Below are 17273 nucleotides of genomic sequence, written 5' to 3'. Positions count from 1 at the left end.
ACGGTCATCGTCGTCAGGGCCAATTGAGGTATCTATTGATGCAGGTAGATCTGGTGATTGCTCAAAACCACCACCCGTTACTTCGATGACGGTAACAATGAAGGTATCGTTGTCTTGGCCCTCATAAAGGTTGTCATCCAGCGTGTCGACATCAAACGACACCTCTGTCTGCCCGGGCTCAAATGTGAATGTTTTCTCGACAGGAACTATGTCGCCATCTTCGGTAGTTTTGTGACCAATTACGACGGTAACGGTCATTGCTTCGGTTGGCGCATCCGAGAGGGTTAACGTGTAGTTCGCACTTTCACCTTCCTCTACATTGGTGTCACCCGTCAGAGTTAAAGTAGGGGCGTCATTATCATCAACAACTTTGTTGGTCACGGTGCCGACGAGCTCAACTTGGTCAAAATCATTTTCTGAGACGCTATCTATGGATACTGCAATGTCGTCTTCGTTTTGGGAGTAGAGATCATCTGGGCGTACATCTGCGTCGACAGAACCGGATAGTTCGCCGGCTTCAATTAATATTGTCTGCCCGTTGCTCAGAGTGACAGTAATATCTTCGTTTGCAGCGGTTCCCAGTGTCACAGTGTAAGTAATCTGTCCGCCTTCAACGATATCATTGCCCGCAGTCGTGGAGCTTAGCGTGAAAGTAGCCGTGCTCTCAGTGTCCGTATTGTTGGTAACCGCTGCTGAGCTGTCTGTTTCTTCTCTAAGTACTGTTGCATTATTAGAGCTTCGAGAAACTCCCTCAGTATCATGCCCAGCTTGTGCGACGGTTTCATTGCCGACTCGGCTTTCTATGGCTGAGGTTTGTGAACCAGTATTTGTAGGCGAGTTACCTGCTGCCGTTGCTTCCAATTCTTGTGTCGGGTCGAAGTCTTCGTTGAGGAGCAACTCTTGAAGTGCTGCAATTTCATCATCGACAGCGAATTCAGCGGTTGATGCGCTGTCAGATCCAACATTACCTACAGGAATAAAAGATCCATCCTCCAATTCAAGAAGCGCTCCTGAGCCAGGGGGGAGGAGGAGTTCAGTACCGGATTGCAGCTCTGCTAACTCGGTAACGGGAACTTCTTTACCGTTAATTTTGACGTGAGCGTTACCGTTTACTGAAACTACTTTTGCAGCCTGCTTGGTGATAATCGAATCCATGAATATTATTCCTGCAGCAAGTTAAATAAATGCGTGTATCTAAAACGAAACATAAGTTTCATCTATATTACTATGCAAAGCAATGGATATGGGGTCTGTTGTTGCTCAAAAATGCCAAAAAAATGACTCAATTTGTAAATTTAAGTTAAAGTCTGGTTAATTTTTGACCGCGCTCAGATGTTTGAAACATTGAGGATTTCAATTTAAATGCGATTAGTGTCAAAAAATTGATGTTGTTAGAGTGGTGTTGTAATTCTTGGACAGTGCTTTTAGTTCAATGCGCATCTCATGGCACTTGATTATTTAAAAGCAGCGAAAGCGAGGGGTTTCTTTAGCCAACCGTTGAGAATGGTATCTAGATCGTACAAAATACCCGCCGATTTGAATTGATGTACAATACGGCGAAAGTCTTCCTCTTTATTCGTTGATTGTCTAACCCGGAAAAACCTAAGCATGACAAATTCACCATTCCATCTAGAAGTTGGCAAACGACGTACGTTTGCGATCATTTCGCACCCAGATGCTGGTAAAACCACCATCACTGAAAAAGTGTTGTTGTTCGGAAACGCACTCCAAAAAGCCGGTACGGTAAAAGGTCGTGGCTCTAACCAGCATGCGAAATCTGACTGGATGGAAATGGAAAAAGAACGTGGTATCTCTGTGACCACTTCTGTGATGCAGTTTCCTTATAATGATTGTTTAGTAAACCTGCTGGATACACCGGGACACGAAGACTTCTCGGAAGATACTTATCGTACATTGACGGCGGTTGATTCTTGCTTGATGGTTATTGATGCCGCTAAAGGTGTTGAAGACCGTACACGTAAGCTCATGGAAGTTACCCGTCTTCGTGACACGCCGATTGTGACGTTCATGAACAAATTGGACCGCGATATTCGTGATCCAATGGAAGTGCTTGATGAAGTTGAAACCGAACTGAAGATTGCGTGCGCCCCAGTCTCTTGGCCAATTGGTTGCGGCAAAGAGTTTAAGGGTGTTTATCACATCCATCGCGACGAAACGATTTTGTATCAAACGGGTCAAGGCCACACTATTCAAGAAGAACGCATCATTAAAGGGCTAGATAACCCAGAGCTTGATGTGGCGATTGGTGAAGATCTTGTCGCGCAGCTTCGTGACGAACTAGAGCTCGTGATTGGTGCATCTCATGAGTTTGACCAAGAGTTGTTCCTTCGTGGTGAACTAACACCTGTGTTCTTTGGCACGGCATTGGGTAACTTTGGTGTTGACCATATGCTAGATGGCTTGACGGAGTGGGCACCAAAGCCGCTGGCTCGCCAAGCACATGAACGTGCTGTTGAATCAAGCGAAGAGAAATTCAGCGGCTTCGTGTTTAAGATCCAAGCGAATATGGACCCTAAGCACCGTGACCGTATTGCATTTATGCGTATCGTGTCTGGCAAATACAGCCAAGGCATGAAGATGAAGCATGTTCGTACCGGCAAAATGGTATCCATCTCTGATGCTGTTACCTTTATGGCGGGTGACCGTTCGCGCGCTGCTGAAGCGTATGCTGGTGACATTATTGGCTTGCACAACCATGGCACCATTCAGATCGGTGATACATTCACACAAAGTGAAGATTTGAAGTTCTCGGGTATTCCTAACTTTGCCCCGGAATTGTTCCGCCGTATTCGTTTGCGTGATCCGCTGAAGCAAAAGCAGCTTCTGAAAGGTTTGGTTCAATTGTCAGAAGAAGGGGCGGTACAGGTATTCCGCCCGTTGATCTCCAATGACCTAATTGTGGGTGCGGTAGGTGTTCTTCAGTTTGACGTAGTTGTGGCTCGTTTGAAATCTGAGTACAACGTAGAAGCTATCTATGAGCCTATTAACGTTGCAACCGCTCGTTGGGTAGAATGTTCTGATGCGAAGAAGTTGGAAGATTTCCAGCGTAAGAACCAGTCAAACCTAGCGCTTGATGGTGGCGATAACCTTAGCTACATCGCGCCAACAATGGTTAACTTGAACCTGACGCAAGAACGTCACCCCGATGTGAAATTCAGAGCAACTCGCGAGCACTAATCCCTCGCAAAGAAATGTTTTGCTTCAGAAAAGCCGTCGGACTCGACGGCTTTTTCGTATGCTACAAATGGAGCAATAAGGATTTAGTATGATTGATACCCATTGCCATTTCGATTTCCCGCCTTTTGATGCTGACGCTAACGAGTGGGTGGCTCGCAGTTATAAAGCGGGAGTCCATCATCTTATTGTTCCTGCCGTTGCAGTTAGCAACTGGAAGCGCGTTGCTGATCTTGCCAATTCGTACCGCAGTATTTCCTACGCCTTAGGGCTTCATCCTGTTTGGCTTGGCTCCCATCATGAAGACGATCTTAAAGCGCTTGATGCGGCGCTCTCTCAAGCGTCTGAAGGGTGTATCGCTGTGGGGGAGTGTGGGTTAGATTTTGCCATTGATAATCCAGAGCCTGAAAAGCAAAAAATGTTTCTTCGTGCGCAGCTTAAATTGGCCGAAAAATACCAGTTACCAGTCATTTTACATTGCCGAAAAGCGCACAATGAATTGCTACAAATTCTTAACGAGTTTCCTCAGGTAAACGGAATTTTGCACGCTTTTAGTGGCAGTGAGCAAATAGGGCTTAACTACATTCGACGTGGTTTTTTGCTTGGAATAGGGGGAACGATCACTTATGAACGGGCAAATAAAACCAGAAATGCGGTCAAAGCATTGCCACTTTCATCCATGGTGTTGGAGACCGATGCACCGGATATGCCGATTTTCGGGTTTCAAGGGGAGCCTAATTTACCAGAGCGATTACCCCTAATTGCGAAGGCGTTGTCTGAAATAAAAGGTGTCGATGTCGAAGAAATTATTCAAGCAACATCACAAAATGCTGAAGCTTGTTTCGTGTTTAGGACGATATAGCCATCGTTTGCCCAATCGTTTGCGTCGTGCATAGGTCACAAAAATAGATCTACATCACTCTTTTGTGTGAATTGCAGTGAATTTTTCACTTAAACCGTGACTCATGCATTCCTTTGCGGCGCGTCCCGTGAGTATAATCGCCGCCGGAATAACACTCCCAATTTGTCGAGACGCCAAGACTTTCTTAGGAACCCATATTATGAGCCTGATTATGAGCATTGTAGGGATGGTTGTACTGCTGTTAATCGCCGTACTTCTGTCTGACAACCGCAAAGCAATCAACCTTCGCACCGTTGGTGGTGCGTTTGCTATCCAGTTTATCCTGGGTGGTTTTATCCTTTTCGTTCCGTGGGGCCAAACCCTACTGAATGGTATGGCGAATGCCGTACAAAATGTTATCAACTATGGTAAAGATGGCATCGGTTTCCTATTCGGTAGCCTAGTTAACTTTTCTGTCGATGGCATCGGTTTTATCTTTGCTTTCCAAGTTCTGCCAACCGTTGTTTTCTTCTCTGCGTTGATCAGCGTACTTTACTACCTAGGCGTGATGCAGTTGGTTATCCGCATTCTGGGTGGCGCTCTTCGCAAAGTACTTGGTACCTCTCACGCTGAGTCAATGTCTGCTACTGCAAACATCTTCGTTGGCCAAACTGAAGCACCATTGGTTGTTCGTCCTTACGTTCCTAAAATGACCCAGTCAGAACTGTTCGCAGTAATGTGTGGTGGTATGGCATCTGTAGCCGGTGGTGTACTAGCAGGTTACGCAGCGATGGGTGTTCCTCTTTCTTACCTAATTGCAGCGTCGTTCATGGCAGCACCAGGTGGTCTTCTGTTCGCTAAAATCATCAAGCCAGAAACTGATCAGCCTATTGACCAGTTCGGTAAAGATTCAGACGAAGAAGAAGATAAGCCTGCAAACCTTATCGATGCAGCTGCTGGCGGCGCATCATCAGGTATGCAACTTGCGCTAAACATCGGCGCAATGCTTCTTGCTTTCATCGGTCTTATCGCGCTAGTTAACGGTATGCTGGGTGGCATCGGTGGTTGGTTCGGTATTGAAGACCTAACGCTTGAATTCCTGTTGGGTAAAGTCTTTGCTCCGCTTGCATTCCTAATCGGTGTTCCTTGGGCTGAAGCTGACCTTGCAGGTTCTTTGATCGGTCAGAAGATTGTTGTGAACGAGTTCGTTGCGTACTTGAACTTCACGCCAATGATTCCAGACTTGTCTGATAAGACCGTTGCAATCATCTCGTTCGCATTGTGTGGCTTCGCTAACCTGTCTTCAGTAGCAATCCTACTGGGTGGCCTAGGTAGCATCGCACCGACGCGTCGTCATGATATCGCTCGCTTCGGTATGAAAGCAGTTGCCGCTGGTACGCTTTCTAACCTTATGAGTGCAACGATTGCTGGTTTCTTCCTGACTCTGTCAATGATGTAATCACAGCAATTGCTGACTGTAAAAGCCGCCTTCGATAGGCGGCTTTTTTGTGCCTGTAATTTGTGGTTTTGATAGGGGCGTTTAACTGAGTATCGAAACATACATTCCCCATCAATAAGACAGGGCAAAGCTGTGCAAGCGGATATAGTTGGTTTATTACCCTTGCTGCGACGTTCTGTTGGCTATATTGCGCAGTCTCTCTTGATGGGAGTGGTTGCATTGATGGTTTGGACACCAAGGGCAACAAAGTGTTTTTCAACAGAAACAGGTAACACCTAGTCGTGCTCGCAGAACATTGGTAAAATTGGTGAGCACTGTCAAAGATTCAGAAGGTACATTTCATATATTTTCACTTCTGTTTCATCACGACAGCGGAACGATGAAATCTTAATGCCCAAACGCCGATGATGCATAGCACACGTTGCGGTTGGGTTTGCACCCTCGATATTGATGATAGAGGGTGTGCGGCAACAAGGAATGTTGATTGGCGATGGTATTGCCAAACTTCAAGGAGCCAAGTCCGCTCATCAGATTGTGACGTGCCAAATATGGCCGTTCAGTTTGTTACTTGGTTTTGAATATTTAGACTGGAGAAAGTCATGAGCGATCTACAAGCAGCAGCCCTACGTGCCCTAAAACTGATGGATTTGACCACCCTTAACGACGACGACACTGACGCGAAAGTGATTGCGCTGTGTGAGAGTGCGAAAACCCCTGTTGGTAATACTGCTGCTATCTGCATCTACCCGCGTTTCATTCCTGTCGCGAAAAAACAACTTCGCGAACAAGGCACGCCAGAGATCAAAATTGCTACCGTCACTAACTTCCCACACGGCAACGATGATATCGAGATTGCCGTGGCTGAAACCAAAGCGGCAATTGCTTATGGAACAGATGAAGTTGACGTGGTTTTCCCATACCGCACGCTGATCGCTGGCGACGAGAAAACCGGTTTTGAACTGGTTAAGCAAGTGAAAGAAGCGTGTGGCGACATCACCTTGAAAGTGATTATCGAAACCGGTGAGTTGAAAGAGGCAGCACTGATTAAGCGCGCTTCTGAAATCTCAATCGAAGCGGGCGCAGATTTTATCAAAACCTCAACGGGTAAAGTGCCAGTTAACGCGACGCCTGAATCTGCTGAAATCATGCTGACCGTGATCAAAGACATGGGTGTAGCGCAGAAAGTGGGCTTCAAGCCAGCTGGCGGCGTTCGTACAGCAGAAGATGCGGCTGACTACTTGGCAATGGCAGATCGTATCTTAGGTGGTGACTGGGCAGACAGCGCGCATTACCGTTTCGGTGCATCTAGCTTGCTTGCAAACCTTCTTAATACCTTGGGTGAAGGTGAAAAAGCGGCGGAAGGCGGTTACTAAGCCTTTTGGTAGGGGAGTGAATACGCTCCCCTGATGTTGTTGATCACTGAGATCGTGAGGTCGACCATGTACCTTCCCCAAGAGATAATCAGAAAGAAGCGTGACAATATTGCGCTAACGACTGAAGAAATTAACTTTTTCATCCAAGGCATTGCCAAAGATACGGTGTCCGAAGGACAAATCGCAGCGTTTGCGATGGCGGTGTACTTCAATGATATGACCATGGATGAGCGTGTTGCACTGACATGTGCCATGCGCGATTCCGGCATGGTGATCGATTGGTCACACATGAATTTTGATGGCCCAATCGTCGATAAACACAGTACTGGCGGTGTGGGCGATGTCACTTCGTTAATGCTTGGCCCAATGGTGGCAGCATGTGGTGGCTATGTACCGATGATCTCAGGCCGTGGCTTGGGTCACACAGGCGGTACGCTAGACAAACTTGAGTCTATTCCTGGCTATAACATTACCCCGACCAATGACGTATTTGGTCAGGTAACGCGAGATGCAGGCGTTGCGATCATCGGCCAAACAGGCGATCTGGCTCCTGCCGATAAACGTGTTTATGCGACTCGCGATGTGACAGCAACCGTCGACAATATTTCGCTGATCACAGCGTCAATTTTGTCGAAGAAATTAGCGGCGGGTTTAGAGTCGCTAGTAATGGATGTCAAAGTAGGCTCTGGCGCTTTCATGCCGACTTACGAAAAATCCGAAGAGCTCGCGAAATCAATCGTGGCGGTAGCAAATGGTGCGGGAACACGCACAAGTTCATTGCTGACCGACATGAACCAAGTCTTGGCCTCTAGCGCAGGTAATGCGCTTGAAGTGAAAGAAGCGGTACAGTTTTTAACTGGCGAATATCGCAACCCTCGCTTGTATACCGTTACCATGGCTTTGTGTGCTGAAATGCTGATGATCAGTGGTTTGGCGAAAGACAAAGATCACGCGATGAACAAACTGCAAGCCGTGCTGGATAACGGCAAAGCGGCAGAGTGTTTCGGCAAAATGGTGGCAGGCCTCGGTGGCCCACTCGATTTCGTTGAGAATTACAGCAAATATCTCGCGACTGCTGGCGTGATAAAACCCGTGTTTGCGAACGCCTCAGGCTTTGTGTCTGCGATGGATACGCGAGCGATCGGTATGGCTGTTGTGGGTTTAGGTGGCGGACGCCGTGTTGCGAGCGATACAATTGATTATTCAGTGGGCTTTAGTGACGTGATTCGACTCGGAATGCGCGCTGATAGCACCACGCCACTGGCGGTTGTGCACGCTAATAATGAAGAGCAATGGCAACAAGCGGCAACAGCGCTTCAGTCAGCCATGGTTGTTTCAGAACTAGCGCCACAAGCAACACCGGATGTTTACCGTCAGATTGGCCCAGAAGACGTCTAAAGGAGGCGATCATGAAACGTGCGATAATTTTGGTTCTCGATTCTTTCGGGATCGGAGCTTCAGCAGACGCCCATACATTTGGTGATGTGGGCGCCAACACTCTCGGTTCAATCGCGAAAGCGTGTGCTGCAGGGGAAGCGAATAATGAAGATCGTCATGGTCTGTTGACGCTGCCAAACCTAAACAAGCTGGGTCTAGGTAAAGCCTGTGAAGAAGCCTCGGGCTACTTCCCAGAAGGCTTAGACGCAAACGCTGAAATCATCGGCGCTTATGGTCATGCTCAAGAGTTATCGTCGGGCAAAGACACGCCGTCTGGTCACTGGGAAATTGCTGGCGTACCTGTTTTGTTTGATTGGGGATATTTCACCGACAAAGAAAACAGCTTCCCGAAAGAACTCACCGATCGCATTCTTGCGCGTGCAGGCATCCCTGATTACTTGGGTAACTGCCATGCATCAGGCACAGAGATTCTGGACAGACTAGGCGAAGAGCATATGAAGACAGGTTTGCCTATCTTCTATACCTCAGCAGACTCGGTGTTCCAAATCGCATGTCACGAAGAAACCTTCGGTTTAGATCGTCTGTTAGAGCTTTGCCAAATTGCGCGTGAAGAACTGGAAGACTACAACATTGGCCGCGTTATCGCGCGTCCGTTTGTGGGTGAAGGCAAAGGTCAGTTTGCACGTACGGGCAACCGTCGTGATTTGTCAGTGGAGCCGCCAGCGGCGACTGTGCTGCAAAAGCTGGTAGAAGAAAAATCGGGCGAGGTTATCTCCATTGGTAAAATCGCCGATATCTACGCGCACGTGGGTATCACCCAGAAAGTGAAAGCCACGGGCTTAGAAGCCTTGTTTGATGCGACGAAAGACGCCATTCAAACCGCAGGTGATAGCAGCCTTGTGTTCACCAACTTTGTCGATTTTGACTCACATTACGGTCATCGCCGTAACGTCGCGGGCTATGCAGCTGCGCTGGAATACTTCGATGGCCGTTTACCTGAAATCATCGACATGTTGGATGAGAACGATGTGCTGATCCTGACGGCTGATCATGGTTGCGATCCAACCTGGCCTGGTTCAGATCACACACGTGAGTATATTCCTGTGTTGGTATATGGCAAAAAGGTTCCAGCAGGCTCATTAGGACGCCGTGAAACCTTTGCTGATATTGGCCAGACTCTGGCGGAATACTTCGGTACTTCCGACATGGAATACGGTAAATCATTCCTGTAATACCCCGTGGAACGCCGTTGCGATGACGATGAAGTACCGCATCGCAACGAGATGTTCGACTGGTTGAATCCGAATTTTGATCAAAAGGAAAAAACAAATGGCAACTCCACATATCAATGCTGAAATGGGTGATTTTGCAGACGTAGTTCTGATGCCGGGTGACCCGCTACGTGCTAAATACATTGCAGAAACTTTCCTGCAAGACGTTAAGCAAGTTTGTGATGTTCGCAACATGTTTGGTTACACAGGTACTTACAAAGGTCGTAAGATCTCTGTGATGGGCCACGGTATGGGTATCCCATCATGCTCAATCTACGCGACTGAGTTGATCAAAGATTTTGGCGTGAAGAAAATCATTCGCGTAGGTAGCTGTGGCGCGGTGCGTGAAGACGTGAAATTGCGTGATGTAGTTATCGGTGTTGGCGCATCTACCGATGCGAAAATCAACCGTACTCGTTTCAACGGCCATGACTTTGCAGCGATTGCTGACTTCGAAATGACCCGTAACGCGGTAGATGCAGCGAAAGCAAAAGGCATCAACGTACGCGTAGGTAACATTTTCTCTGCCGATCTTTTCTACTCACCAGAGCCAGAATTCTTCGACACTATGGCGAAGTACGGCATCCTAGGTGTAGAAATGGAAGCGGCTGGCATTTACGGTGTTGCAGCAGAATTTGGTGCGAAAGCACTGACTATCTGTACCGTATCTGACCACATCAAGACTGGCGAGCAAACAACGTCTGAAGAGCGTCAAAACACGTTCAACGAGATGATCGAAATCGCACTTGAATCTGTGCTGCTTGGCGACGCTGACGAAGCGTAAATTTTGCCGAGTAACAGAAACGACAAAGGATGGCTCAGGCCATCCTTTTTGCGTTTACGTGAGGAGTAGGGGCTTGGGGGTGAGATTCTAGGAACCGTTCTTGCTCAATCATTACTCTTTAGCAAAAACGTCGACCGCAACAAATCTTTCCTGTTCGCAAAGGTGAAAATCAGAAGCGCTCCCGTCACAATCGCGACCAAAATCATAGCGCGTACCAAATTGATACTTTGCTCCAAACGGTTAGACGCAGCCTTAATCACATTGCCGTGTTCCAACGTAATACGCACGAACCCGACCATGTTGCCATCTTCTGCTACAGGCTCTACAAGTTGCAGCCTGCCAATGCTTGCCACGGATAAAGGCGTATTTAACCCTGTTAATTGCTCAAGTGGCATCGCGCCAATGGAGCTGACAACGAGGTTACCTCTCATGTCATACACGGCAGCATCCAAAATCAGATCTTCGTGTTGAAGATTCGCCACGATGCTTTGCAGCGCATCTATATCATCGTTGGTGATGGCATCATGCGCTGTTGCTGCAGCTTGACGTAAGATCACACGAGAAAGTGATTCTGTCTGATCATATAACATCTTATAGTTACGGTTGTTCAATTGATTACTGTACATAAAGAGCATCATGACAGTGGCAAAACACGCCACAAGAATGATGAACTGCCACAGTTTTTTTAAGCGTTTTTTGTTTATTTGTAGCATAAGCTTTCCAAGCTATGGCGAAGGTATCATAGTCTTCGCATCAAATTAGCGCGTTCTCAGTTTGCTGCCCGCACTCAAAAAATGCAAGTCAGCGCTTGGTTTAACGCGTGGCTGTCGTTAATGTGATCACTCGCACTCTTTGATATAGTAAAGCGAGTTTTCGAAAAGGAATTGATGCAATGGATGCACTTTCAGCTTATCCAATAAAAAAACACACAAAGCTTCTTAACCGTTTTCCTTCTATACGTGGCTTTCGCCCTTCTGACAGCCGTCAAGCAGGCTGGTTACTCTTCGGCCTTCACTTAAGCCCGTCATATCTTGATGATCTTGCCTTTTTAACCGGCGAACAGGTTTTACCTTTAGCGGGTTGGACTGTCGGCCCTTATGAAGTTCTGTTGATGCGCGGTGAACTTACGCCAGAGATTGTCGCGCTTTGCGATGCCTTGTCGTTAGATTGTTCAGGGCTTGATAATATTCCTAATCTTTACGAGCCGGGCTTGGCCTTATTTGATATGGATTCAACGGCTATTCAAATTGAATGTATTGATGAAATTGCCAAGCTAGCTGGTGTAGGAGCGCAAGTCTCTGAAGTGACAGAACGCGCAATGCGCGGAGAACTCGATTTTGAACAAAGCCTTCGTCAGCGTGTAGCAACATTGAAAGGCACTGATGTGTCTATTTTAGAGCAAGTGCGTGACAACATCCCTTATATGCCAGGCATGCATCGTTTAACCGCATCGCTTCAAGCTCGAGGCTGGAAAGTGGCCATTGCGTCAGGTGGATTTACTTGGTTTTCCGATAAACTCAAAGAAGATTTGTCACTTGCGTATGCGGAATCTAACCAACTGGTGATTGAGAATGGCAAGCTGACAGGCGAATTGTCGGGCGCTGTGGTTGATGCGCAGCGAAAAGCCGATATTTTGCGTGATCTTGCTGAAAGCTATGAATTCACGCCGTCTAATACGCTAGCGATTGGCGATGGCGCGAATGACCTTACTATGATGTCAGCAGCAGGCTTGGGTATTGCGTATCACGCCAAACCAAAAGTGCAGCAAGCGGCTCAAGTGGCGATTCGCCATGCCGATCTTGGTGGCGTGATGTGTGTGCTATCGGCCTCTTTATTGCCACAGCGCCTGAGCTGGTAACAACCGCTGGTAACATTGTGGCTTTTGGAAGTGGGGTAGGGTTACCCCATTTCCAGACGCATTAGCACTTCGTCAGTAATATCACTCATCTCACCGTAAACACATAAATCAGCAAATTCATGCTCAAGCTGTGCTGCTCTTTTAGTAGACAGCTTCATTAACTGCTCAGTGGTTTCTGTGCCTAGCCATTGGCTACCATGCTCAATCGGGTGCATCCAATTTCGCACTGCAAAAAACTTACCGCGCTTTTTCGCCCGAGAAATGAAAAATTTCCGCTCTTCTACCGATTGAAAACTCTCGAGTGATCGCGATGTCACATCAATGACAGCACCGTTAGCGATGGTTGCTGCAACATAAAACTCATGTTTCACCTGATCCAAACGGTTGCGCTGGCGTGTTACGCCATTGGCATATTTTGATAAATGTTCACCCAGAACAGGGGCGAGTGAAATCATGCCAGCAGATGCGCTCTGATGCAGAATACGACTTAATTCACTGCCTGGGTAGTTAGTACCAATACCAGATGTCTGCAACGTTTCGCCTCGGCGAAGCAGGAAGTATGGCGTCACTGATAAGCGGGTCAGCAACATTTGATGCATCGCGCTTAGTAATGGTGCGTCAGGCAGTTTTTCACTGTCTAACAATAGCTTATGCTGGTTGTGGTCAATCAGTCTTTGCAAATAATGGCTGCGGTGTTTGCTGTGCCTGTCTTTGAGAAGTGACAGCTTCACCTGCATTCTGTCTTCACTGATTTGAACCACTTTATATGGCACGTTGCCCAGTGGTGCATTAGGGTCAACCCGTTTTAGATCCGTGAATGTCACCGCGACTTCCTGACATTTACTGCCAGAAAAAGGCTCGCTGAGTAAAAGGTTCAAACCATGTGGCGAGAAATCGATGGTTTCTCCATGAAGCTCGCCGCTGATGTGATGAATCAAAATCGTCCCCGTTTTGTGCTGATAGCGAGGTTCTTTTCGCTGAGGCGCCAGTGCAGAAGGGATGGCATCAATCATAGAAATTGGATCGCGTTGATGTACGAATTGATTCAGAGTTCGAGACGGCTGTTTGGGCTTAATAGGTATGCGAAAGTCGCTGTTAACCACCGGTAAGGTTAAGTCTTGAATGGTCGCAATGTGCGTCAGTTCTTCAATTTGGTCAATATACGCCGGAGAAGCTTCCTGTAAGCGTTGAGTATCCTCTTCACTTATCTTTGCCATTGTGACGCGAAGAACCCGCCAAGAGGCCCTCGCGCTGCCAATATGCCAAAATAAACGACGTAATTCGGTCGACAACTCCGTTGGGCAGGCAGAGAAAAAGAAGGTCTTGTCACTGTGTTGGTGGCTAAAGCAGTACACCAGTGTTTCACTGCTGGTTAATCCATCTAACGCAAGATGTTGCAGGCGTTGCTCTGAAAATAGCTTGTCGATCACCGGCAAGTTGCGTTCGTCGTGCCAATAATCCCACAGAGCACGGTTTTGCTCTGTGATTAGGCCATAACGTAGTTTGTTACCACAAAAAAACAGCGGCAACGATGGCGTTTGCTCAAGGAAAACTTGCTCGTAGCTTCGCGATCGCGTCGATAAAAATTTATCTTCATTTTCGACTCGTGCAGATGTGTCCTTTTGTGCACTCTTGGCTTCGATCGCGATTTTAATGCAATCGGTGTTGGAGACAAGACGCAGGCGCAGGCGTTGGAAACTGTCATTGTTTACGTTGAGTTCAACACCAACAACACGGTAATTCAATCCGCTAAACAGTTCAGGTAATTGGCATTCATCGCCTAACTGAGGGAAATAGATAATCAGTGTTGAGCCTGCTTCATAACGAAACGATGCTGGCAGTTTTACTTGCATCCCTGAATTGGAAAGATCGATGGTGGAGCCGTTAACTTCCGTTCCGTCAGGGAGAAAGGCCTGAATTCGACTCGAGAGTTGAATGCGATTTTCACTACGTGACAAATACTGCCCGAAGCGCAGGGGGACGGTTTCTACCGTATCGAGTGACTCGGTTGCGCGGACGTCACCTTGGCGCTGCAAAACTCGATAGCTGTTTGCTGTGTTGTGGAGTTCATCCCAAAGTCCTTGTGTCATATTGCCTTGGTAAACATCAAGACGACGATGATAAACATTGATAGCAACGTCATCGAGCCAATGGTTAATGCCATTGAGGAAGTAGCGTCGACATTCACCCATAACTTTACCGCGCAAGTCGACAGGTCGGCTGCATGCAGACATGAGTTTACGCACTTCCATTTTGATCAGTAAGCGTTCGGAGTTGGTTTCGGTTGGCGTCAGCCTCAAAAGGAGATCATCGAATCCGTCTGTTTCGTACAGTGGAAGGAGTTGATCGTACAGCGCCTTATCGTGGTCCTGCATCATGGTAAAGTCTGGTAGAATCGTGGATTCTTTAACGGCAGTGAAGATGCATAGTTTACCTTTTTTCGCCGAATAATCGCGAAGAGATGCATAAAAGCGCCGTGTCTCGCATTTATCTCATTTTTAGACGTTATTTCAGGAGAAATCATGTCGAAAGCAAAACGTGCCTATGTCTGTAATGATTGCGGCGCTGACTATCCACGCTGGCAGGGGCAATGTTCAGCGTGTGGTGCTTGGAACACCATTACAGAAGTACGTTTAGCGGCATCCCCTCAGGTTGCACGAACCGAAAAATATGCGGGCTATGCCGGAAAAGCCGATGCACAAGTGCAGACGCTATCATCGATAGATCTGCAAGAAGTGCCGCGTTTTAGCAGTGGTTTTAAAGAACTTGATCGTGTACTTGGTGGGGGCGTGGTGCCCGGCGCAGCTATCTTGATTGGCGGCAGCCCTGGAGCGGGAAAAAGTACTTTGTTACTGCAAACCATGTGTTGGTTGGCAAGCCAAATGCCAACGTTATATGTGACAGGTGAAGAATCGCTACAGCAAGTAGCGATGCGTGCCGAGCGTCTGGGTTTGCCGAAAGATAAGCTAAAAATGCTATCGGAGACCAATGTCGAAACCATTTGCCAGATTGCGCACAAAGAACAGCCCAAAATCATGGTGATTGACTCGATTCAAGTCATGCATTGTGCGGATGTGGTGTCTGCGCCTGGCAGTGTTGCTCAAGTCCGCGAATCCGCCGCGGCGCTGACGCGTTATGCCAAACAGCACAATGTGGCAATTTTCATGGTGGGGCACGTGACCAAAGACGGCTCGTTGGCAGGCCCAAAAGTGCTCGAACACTGCATTGACTGTTCAGTAATGCTAGATGGTTCGAACGATAGCCGTTTTAGAACGCTTCGCAGCCACAAAAATCGTTTTGGTGCGGTGAACGAGCTTGGCGTTTTTGCCATGACAGGGCAGGGACTTCGTGAAGTGAATAACCCGTCTGCGATCTTCTTGAGCCGTGGCGAAGAAGTGACATCGGGAAGCTCAGTCATGGTGCTGTGGGAAGGCACGCGTCCTTTGCTGGTAGAGATACAAGCATTGGTGGACTACAGCCAGCTATCGAACCCTCGTCGTGTTGCCGTTGGCCTTGAGCAAAACCGTTTGGCTCTGTTGCTTGCTGTATTGCACAAACACGGTGGCCTGCAAATGTCCGATCAAGATGTGTTTGTCAACGTTGTCGGCGGCGTGAAGGTAACAGAAACCAGTGCCGATCTGGCTTTGTTACTTGCCTTGATTTCGAGCTTCCGTGATCGCCCATTGCCACGTGATCTGGTGGTGTTCGGTGAAGTGGGTCTTGCGGGAGAAATCCGCCCAGTACCAAGTGGTCAGGAGCGTTTAATGGAGGCTGCTAAGCATGGATTTACCCGCGCGGTTGTTCCCACTGCCAATGCGCCGAAAAAAGACATTCCGGGCATGAAAGTGTATGGCGTGAACAAGCTATCGGAAGCGCTGTCTGTGTTGGATGAATTTGATTAGAGATTTAGCTTAAAACTAAGCATCGCGCTTGGCATATCGCACCAAAAGAAAAAAGGCACCTGAGTGCCTTTTCTTGTTTGTATGGATAGCGCTATTTGAACAAGCTGTTACTCCGCGCTGTTAGCCTCAGAAGTACTTTGTCCAACCACGCTGTCGGCAGATGCCGTGATGATAGCAGGTTGAGCTACGGCATCAGACGCTAACTGAACTTGTGTTGCGACCATGCTTTCAATCACGCCAACGAGCATTGCCCAGTTCACTTTATCTTCTTCTTTGAACAGTGACTCGAAGTTGTCAGGTGTCCACGCAATAAAGCGTTTCGGGTTCAACGCACGGCTTAGAAATCGCACTTCATAATGCAAGTGTGGTCCGGTAGATAGCCCTGTATTCCCTGACCAGCCAATCAAATCGCCTTTTTTGACAAACTGACCAGTGTTGACATTAAACTTGTCGAGGTGGGCATACAGCGTCATAAAACCAAAGGCATGGTCAATCTTCAGTAAATTACCGTACCCTTTTTTTCGACTCGGGCGCTTGTATTCGACAACGCCATCGGCAGGCGCATAAACCGGTGTTCCGATGTCGGCGGTTAAATCTAGTCCGAGGTGGAATTTTTTATTGCCTGTGACTGGGTGGGTGCGAGAACCGTAGCCGGATGAGCGACGATAACTTTCAATTGGCTGGCCGCTTGGGATCAGTTGCAGCATGGTGGCACGCACGGCTGAGTTGATCACGGCGACATCAAGACGCTCCGTAAGTGGAATATTGCTGTCGTCTTTTTCTAGCCCTAACACTTCTTCTACGCTGGACACACGTTGAGTGAGGTAACTTAGCTCGCTGTCTTTTTCCTCAATCACCTGAGCATACTCTTCTTCTTTGTTGTTGATGAGCTGCTCGAGTTGCTGTCTTTTTTGTTTTAGCGTTTCTAGTTGCCCCACCAGTTCAGAGCTTTGTTCGGTCATACTCTGAAGTGTCTGCTCGGCGGTCTCAGAACGATGATTAAGGTAATAGATTGTCGCTATACTGGCGATAATGCCTACCACTAGGGTAATCAATAACGTCACGATGACTTTCTTGAGTGAAGGGGAAAGCACAAAGTGGCGCGATCCATCTGCATGGGAAACAGCGATTCGAATGTTGTGAGGCATGGTTACTACTACTTAATGTATCTATGCATTTTGCATGTGTGTCT

The 17273-nt window shown here is 47.7% G+C and carries 13 protein-coding genes; 9 read left to right on the top strand and 4 right to left on the bottom strand.

Features of this window, described 5'->3' with window-relative positions; translation table 11 throughout:
- Positions 1–1155: immunoglobulin-like domain-containing protein (locus LRP50_RS06720; protein ID WP_337992900.1), on the bottom strand; the 1155-nt coding region annotated here is incomplete at its 3' end.
- 453 nt (positions 1156–1608) lie between these two features.
- Here LRP50_RS06720 and prfC point away from each other — a divergent pair.
- The 7 genes from prfC to deoD all read left to right on the top strand — a co-directional run bounded on the left by prfC (position 1609) and on the right by deoD (position 10321).
- On the top strand, positions 1609–3198 hold the full coding sequence (gene prfC / locus LRP50_RS06715; RefSeq protein WP_274163694.1) for a peptide chain release factor 3: 1590 nt from the start codon (positions 1609–1611) through the stop codon (positions 3196–3198).
- An 88-nt stretch (positions 3199–3286) separates the two neighbouring features.
- Positions 3287–4057 carry a TatD family hydrolase gene (locus LRP50_RS06710; RefSeq protein ID WP_274163693.1) on the top strand — a complete coding sequence of 257 codons (771 nt, stop codon included), beginning with the start codon at positions 3287–3289 and terminating at the stop codon, positions 4055–4057.
- A gap of 199 nt (positions 4058–4256) precedes the next feature.
- A complete protein-coding gene (locus tag LRP50_RS06705; RefSeq protein WP_274163692.1) occupies positions 4257–5495 on the top strand; it encodes a NupC/NupG family nucleoside CNT transporter in 1239 nt (412 codons plus the stop codon).
- A 599-nt stretch (positions 5496–6094) separates the two neighbouring features.
- A complete protein-coding gene (gene deoC, locus LRP50_RS06700) occupies positions 6095–6868 on the top strand; it encodes a deoxyribose-phosphate aldolase (protein ID WP_274163691.1) in 774 nt (257 codons plus the stop codon).
- Between the two features lie 66 nt (positions 6869–6934).
- Positions 6935–8266, top strand: coding sequence for a thymidine phosphorylase (gene deoA, locus LRP50_RS06695; RefSeq protein ID WP_274163690.1), 1332 nt, complete (start codon positions 6935–6937; stop codon positions 8264–8266).
- Between the two features lie 11 nt (positions 8267–8277).
- Positions 8278–9498, top strand: a complete 1221-nt coding sequence (locus tag LRP50_RS06690) for a phosphopentomutase (protein WP_274163689.1) — start codon at positions 8278–8280, stop codon at positions 9496–9498.
- Positions 9499–9595: 97 nt separating this feature from the next.
- Positions 9596–10321 carry a purine-nucleoside phosphorylase gene (deoD, locus tag LRP50_RS06685; RefSeq protein WP_028023798.1) on the top strand — a complete coding sequence of 242 codons (726 nt, stop codon included), beginning with the start codon at positions 9596–9598 and terminating at the stop codon, positions 10319–10321.
- Between the two features lie 104 nt (positions 10322–10425).
- Here the strand turns inward: deoD and LRP50_RS06680 are convergent, their stop codons facing one another.
- Complete coding sequence (locus LRP50_RS06680) at positions 10426–11034, bottom strand: YtjB family periplasmic protein (RefSeq protein WP_274163688.1); 609 nt, start codon at positions 11032–11034, stop codon at positions 10426–10428.
- A gap of 179 nt (positions 11035–11213) precedes the next feature.
- Between LRP50_RS06680 and serB the strand changes: the two genes are divergently transcribed.
- Entirely contained in the window at positions 11214–12179 is a 966-nt protein-coding gene (gene serB, locus LRP50_RS06675) for a phosphoserine phosphatase (protein ID WP_274163687.1), read from the top strand.
- A gap of 41 nt (positions 12180–12220) precedes the next feature.
- On the opposite strand, the gene LRP50_RS06670 is transcribed toward serB, so the two are convergent.
- Positions 12221–14557, bottom strand: coding sequence for a PilZ domain-containing protein (locus tag LRP50_RS06670; protein WP_274163686.1), 2337 nt, complete (start codon positions 14555–14557; stop codon positions 12221–12223).
- A 144-nt stretch (positions 14558–14701) separates the two neighbouring features.
- Here LRP50_RS06670 and radA point away from each other — a divergent pair, with 144 nt between their 5' ends.
- Positions 14702–16081: a DNA repair protein RadA gene (gene radA / locus LRP50_RS06665; RefSeq protein WP_274163685.1), complete on the top strand. Its 1380-nt coding sequence runs from the start codon at positions 14702–14704 to the stop codon at positions 16079–16081.
- A 107-nt stretch (positions 16082–16188) separates the two neighbouring features.
- On the opposite strand, the gene LRP50_RS06660 is transcribed toward radA, so the two are convergent.
- Positions 16189–17229, bottom strand: coding sequence for a peptidoglycan DD-metalloendopeptidase family protein (locus LRP50_RS06660; protein ID WP_274163684.1), 1041 nt, complete (start codon positions 17227–17229; stop codon positions 16189–16191).
- Positions 17230–17273 lie beyond the last annotated feature (44 nt).

The organism is Enterovibrio gelatinilyticus (genome assembly GCF_028683095.1).
GTDB classification, from domain to species: Bacteria; Pseudomonadota; Gammaproteobacteria; order Enterobacterales; family Vibrionaceae; genus Enterovibrio; species Enterovibrio gelatinilyticus.
Note: the sequence above shows the minus strand (reverse complement) of the source record. Positions and strands in the feature narration are given on the sequence as shown.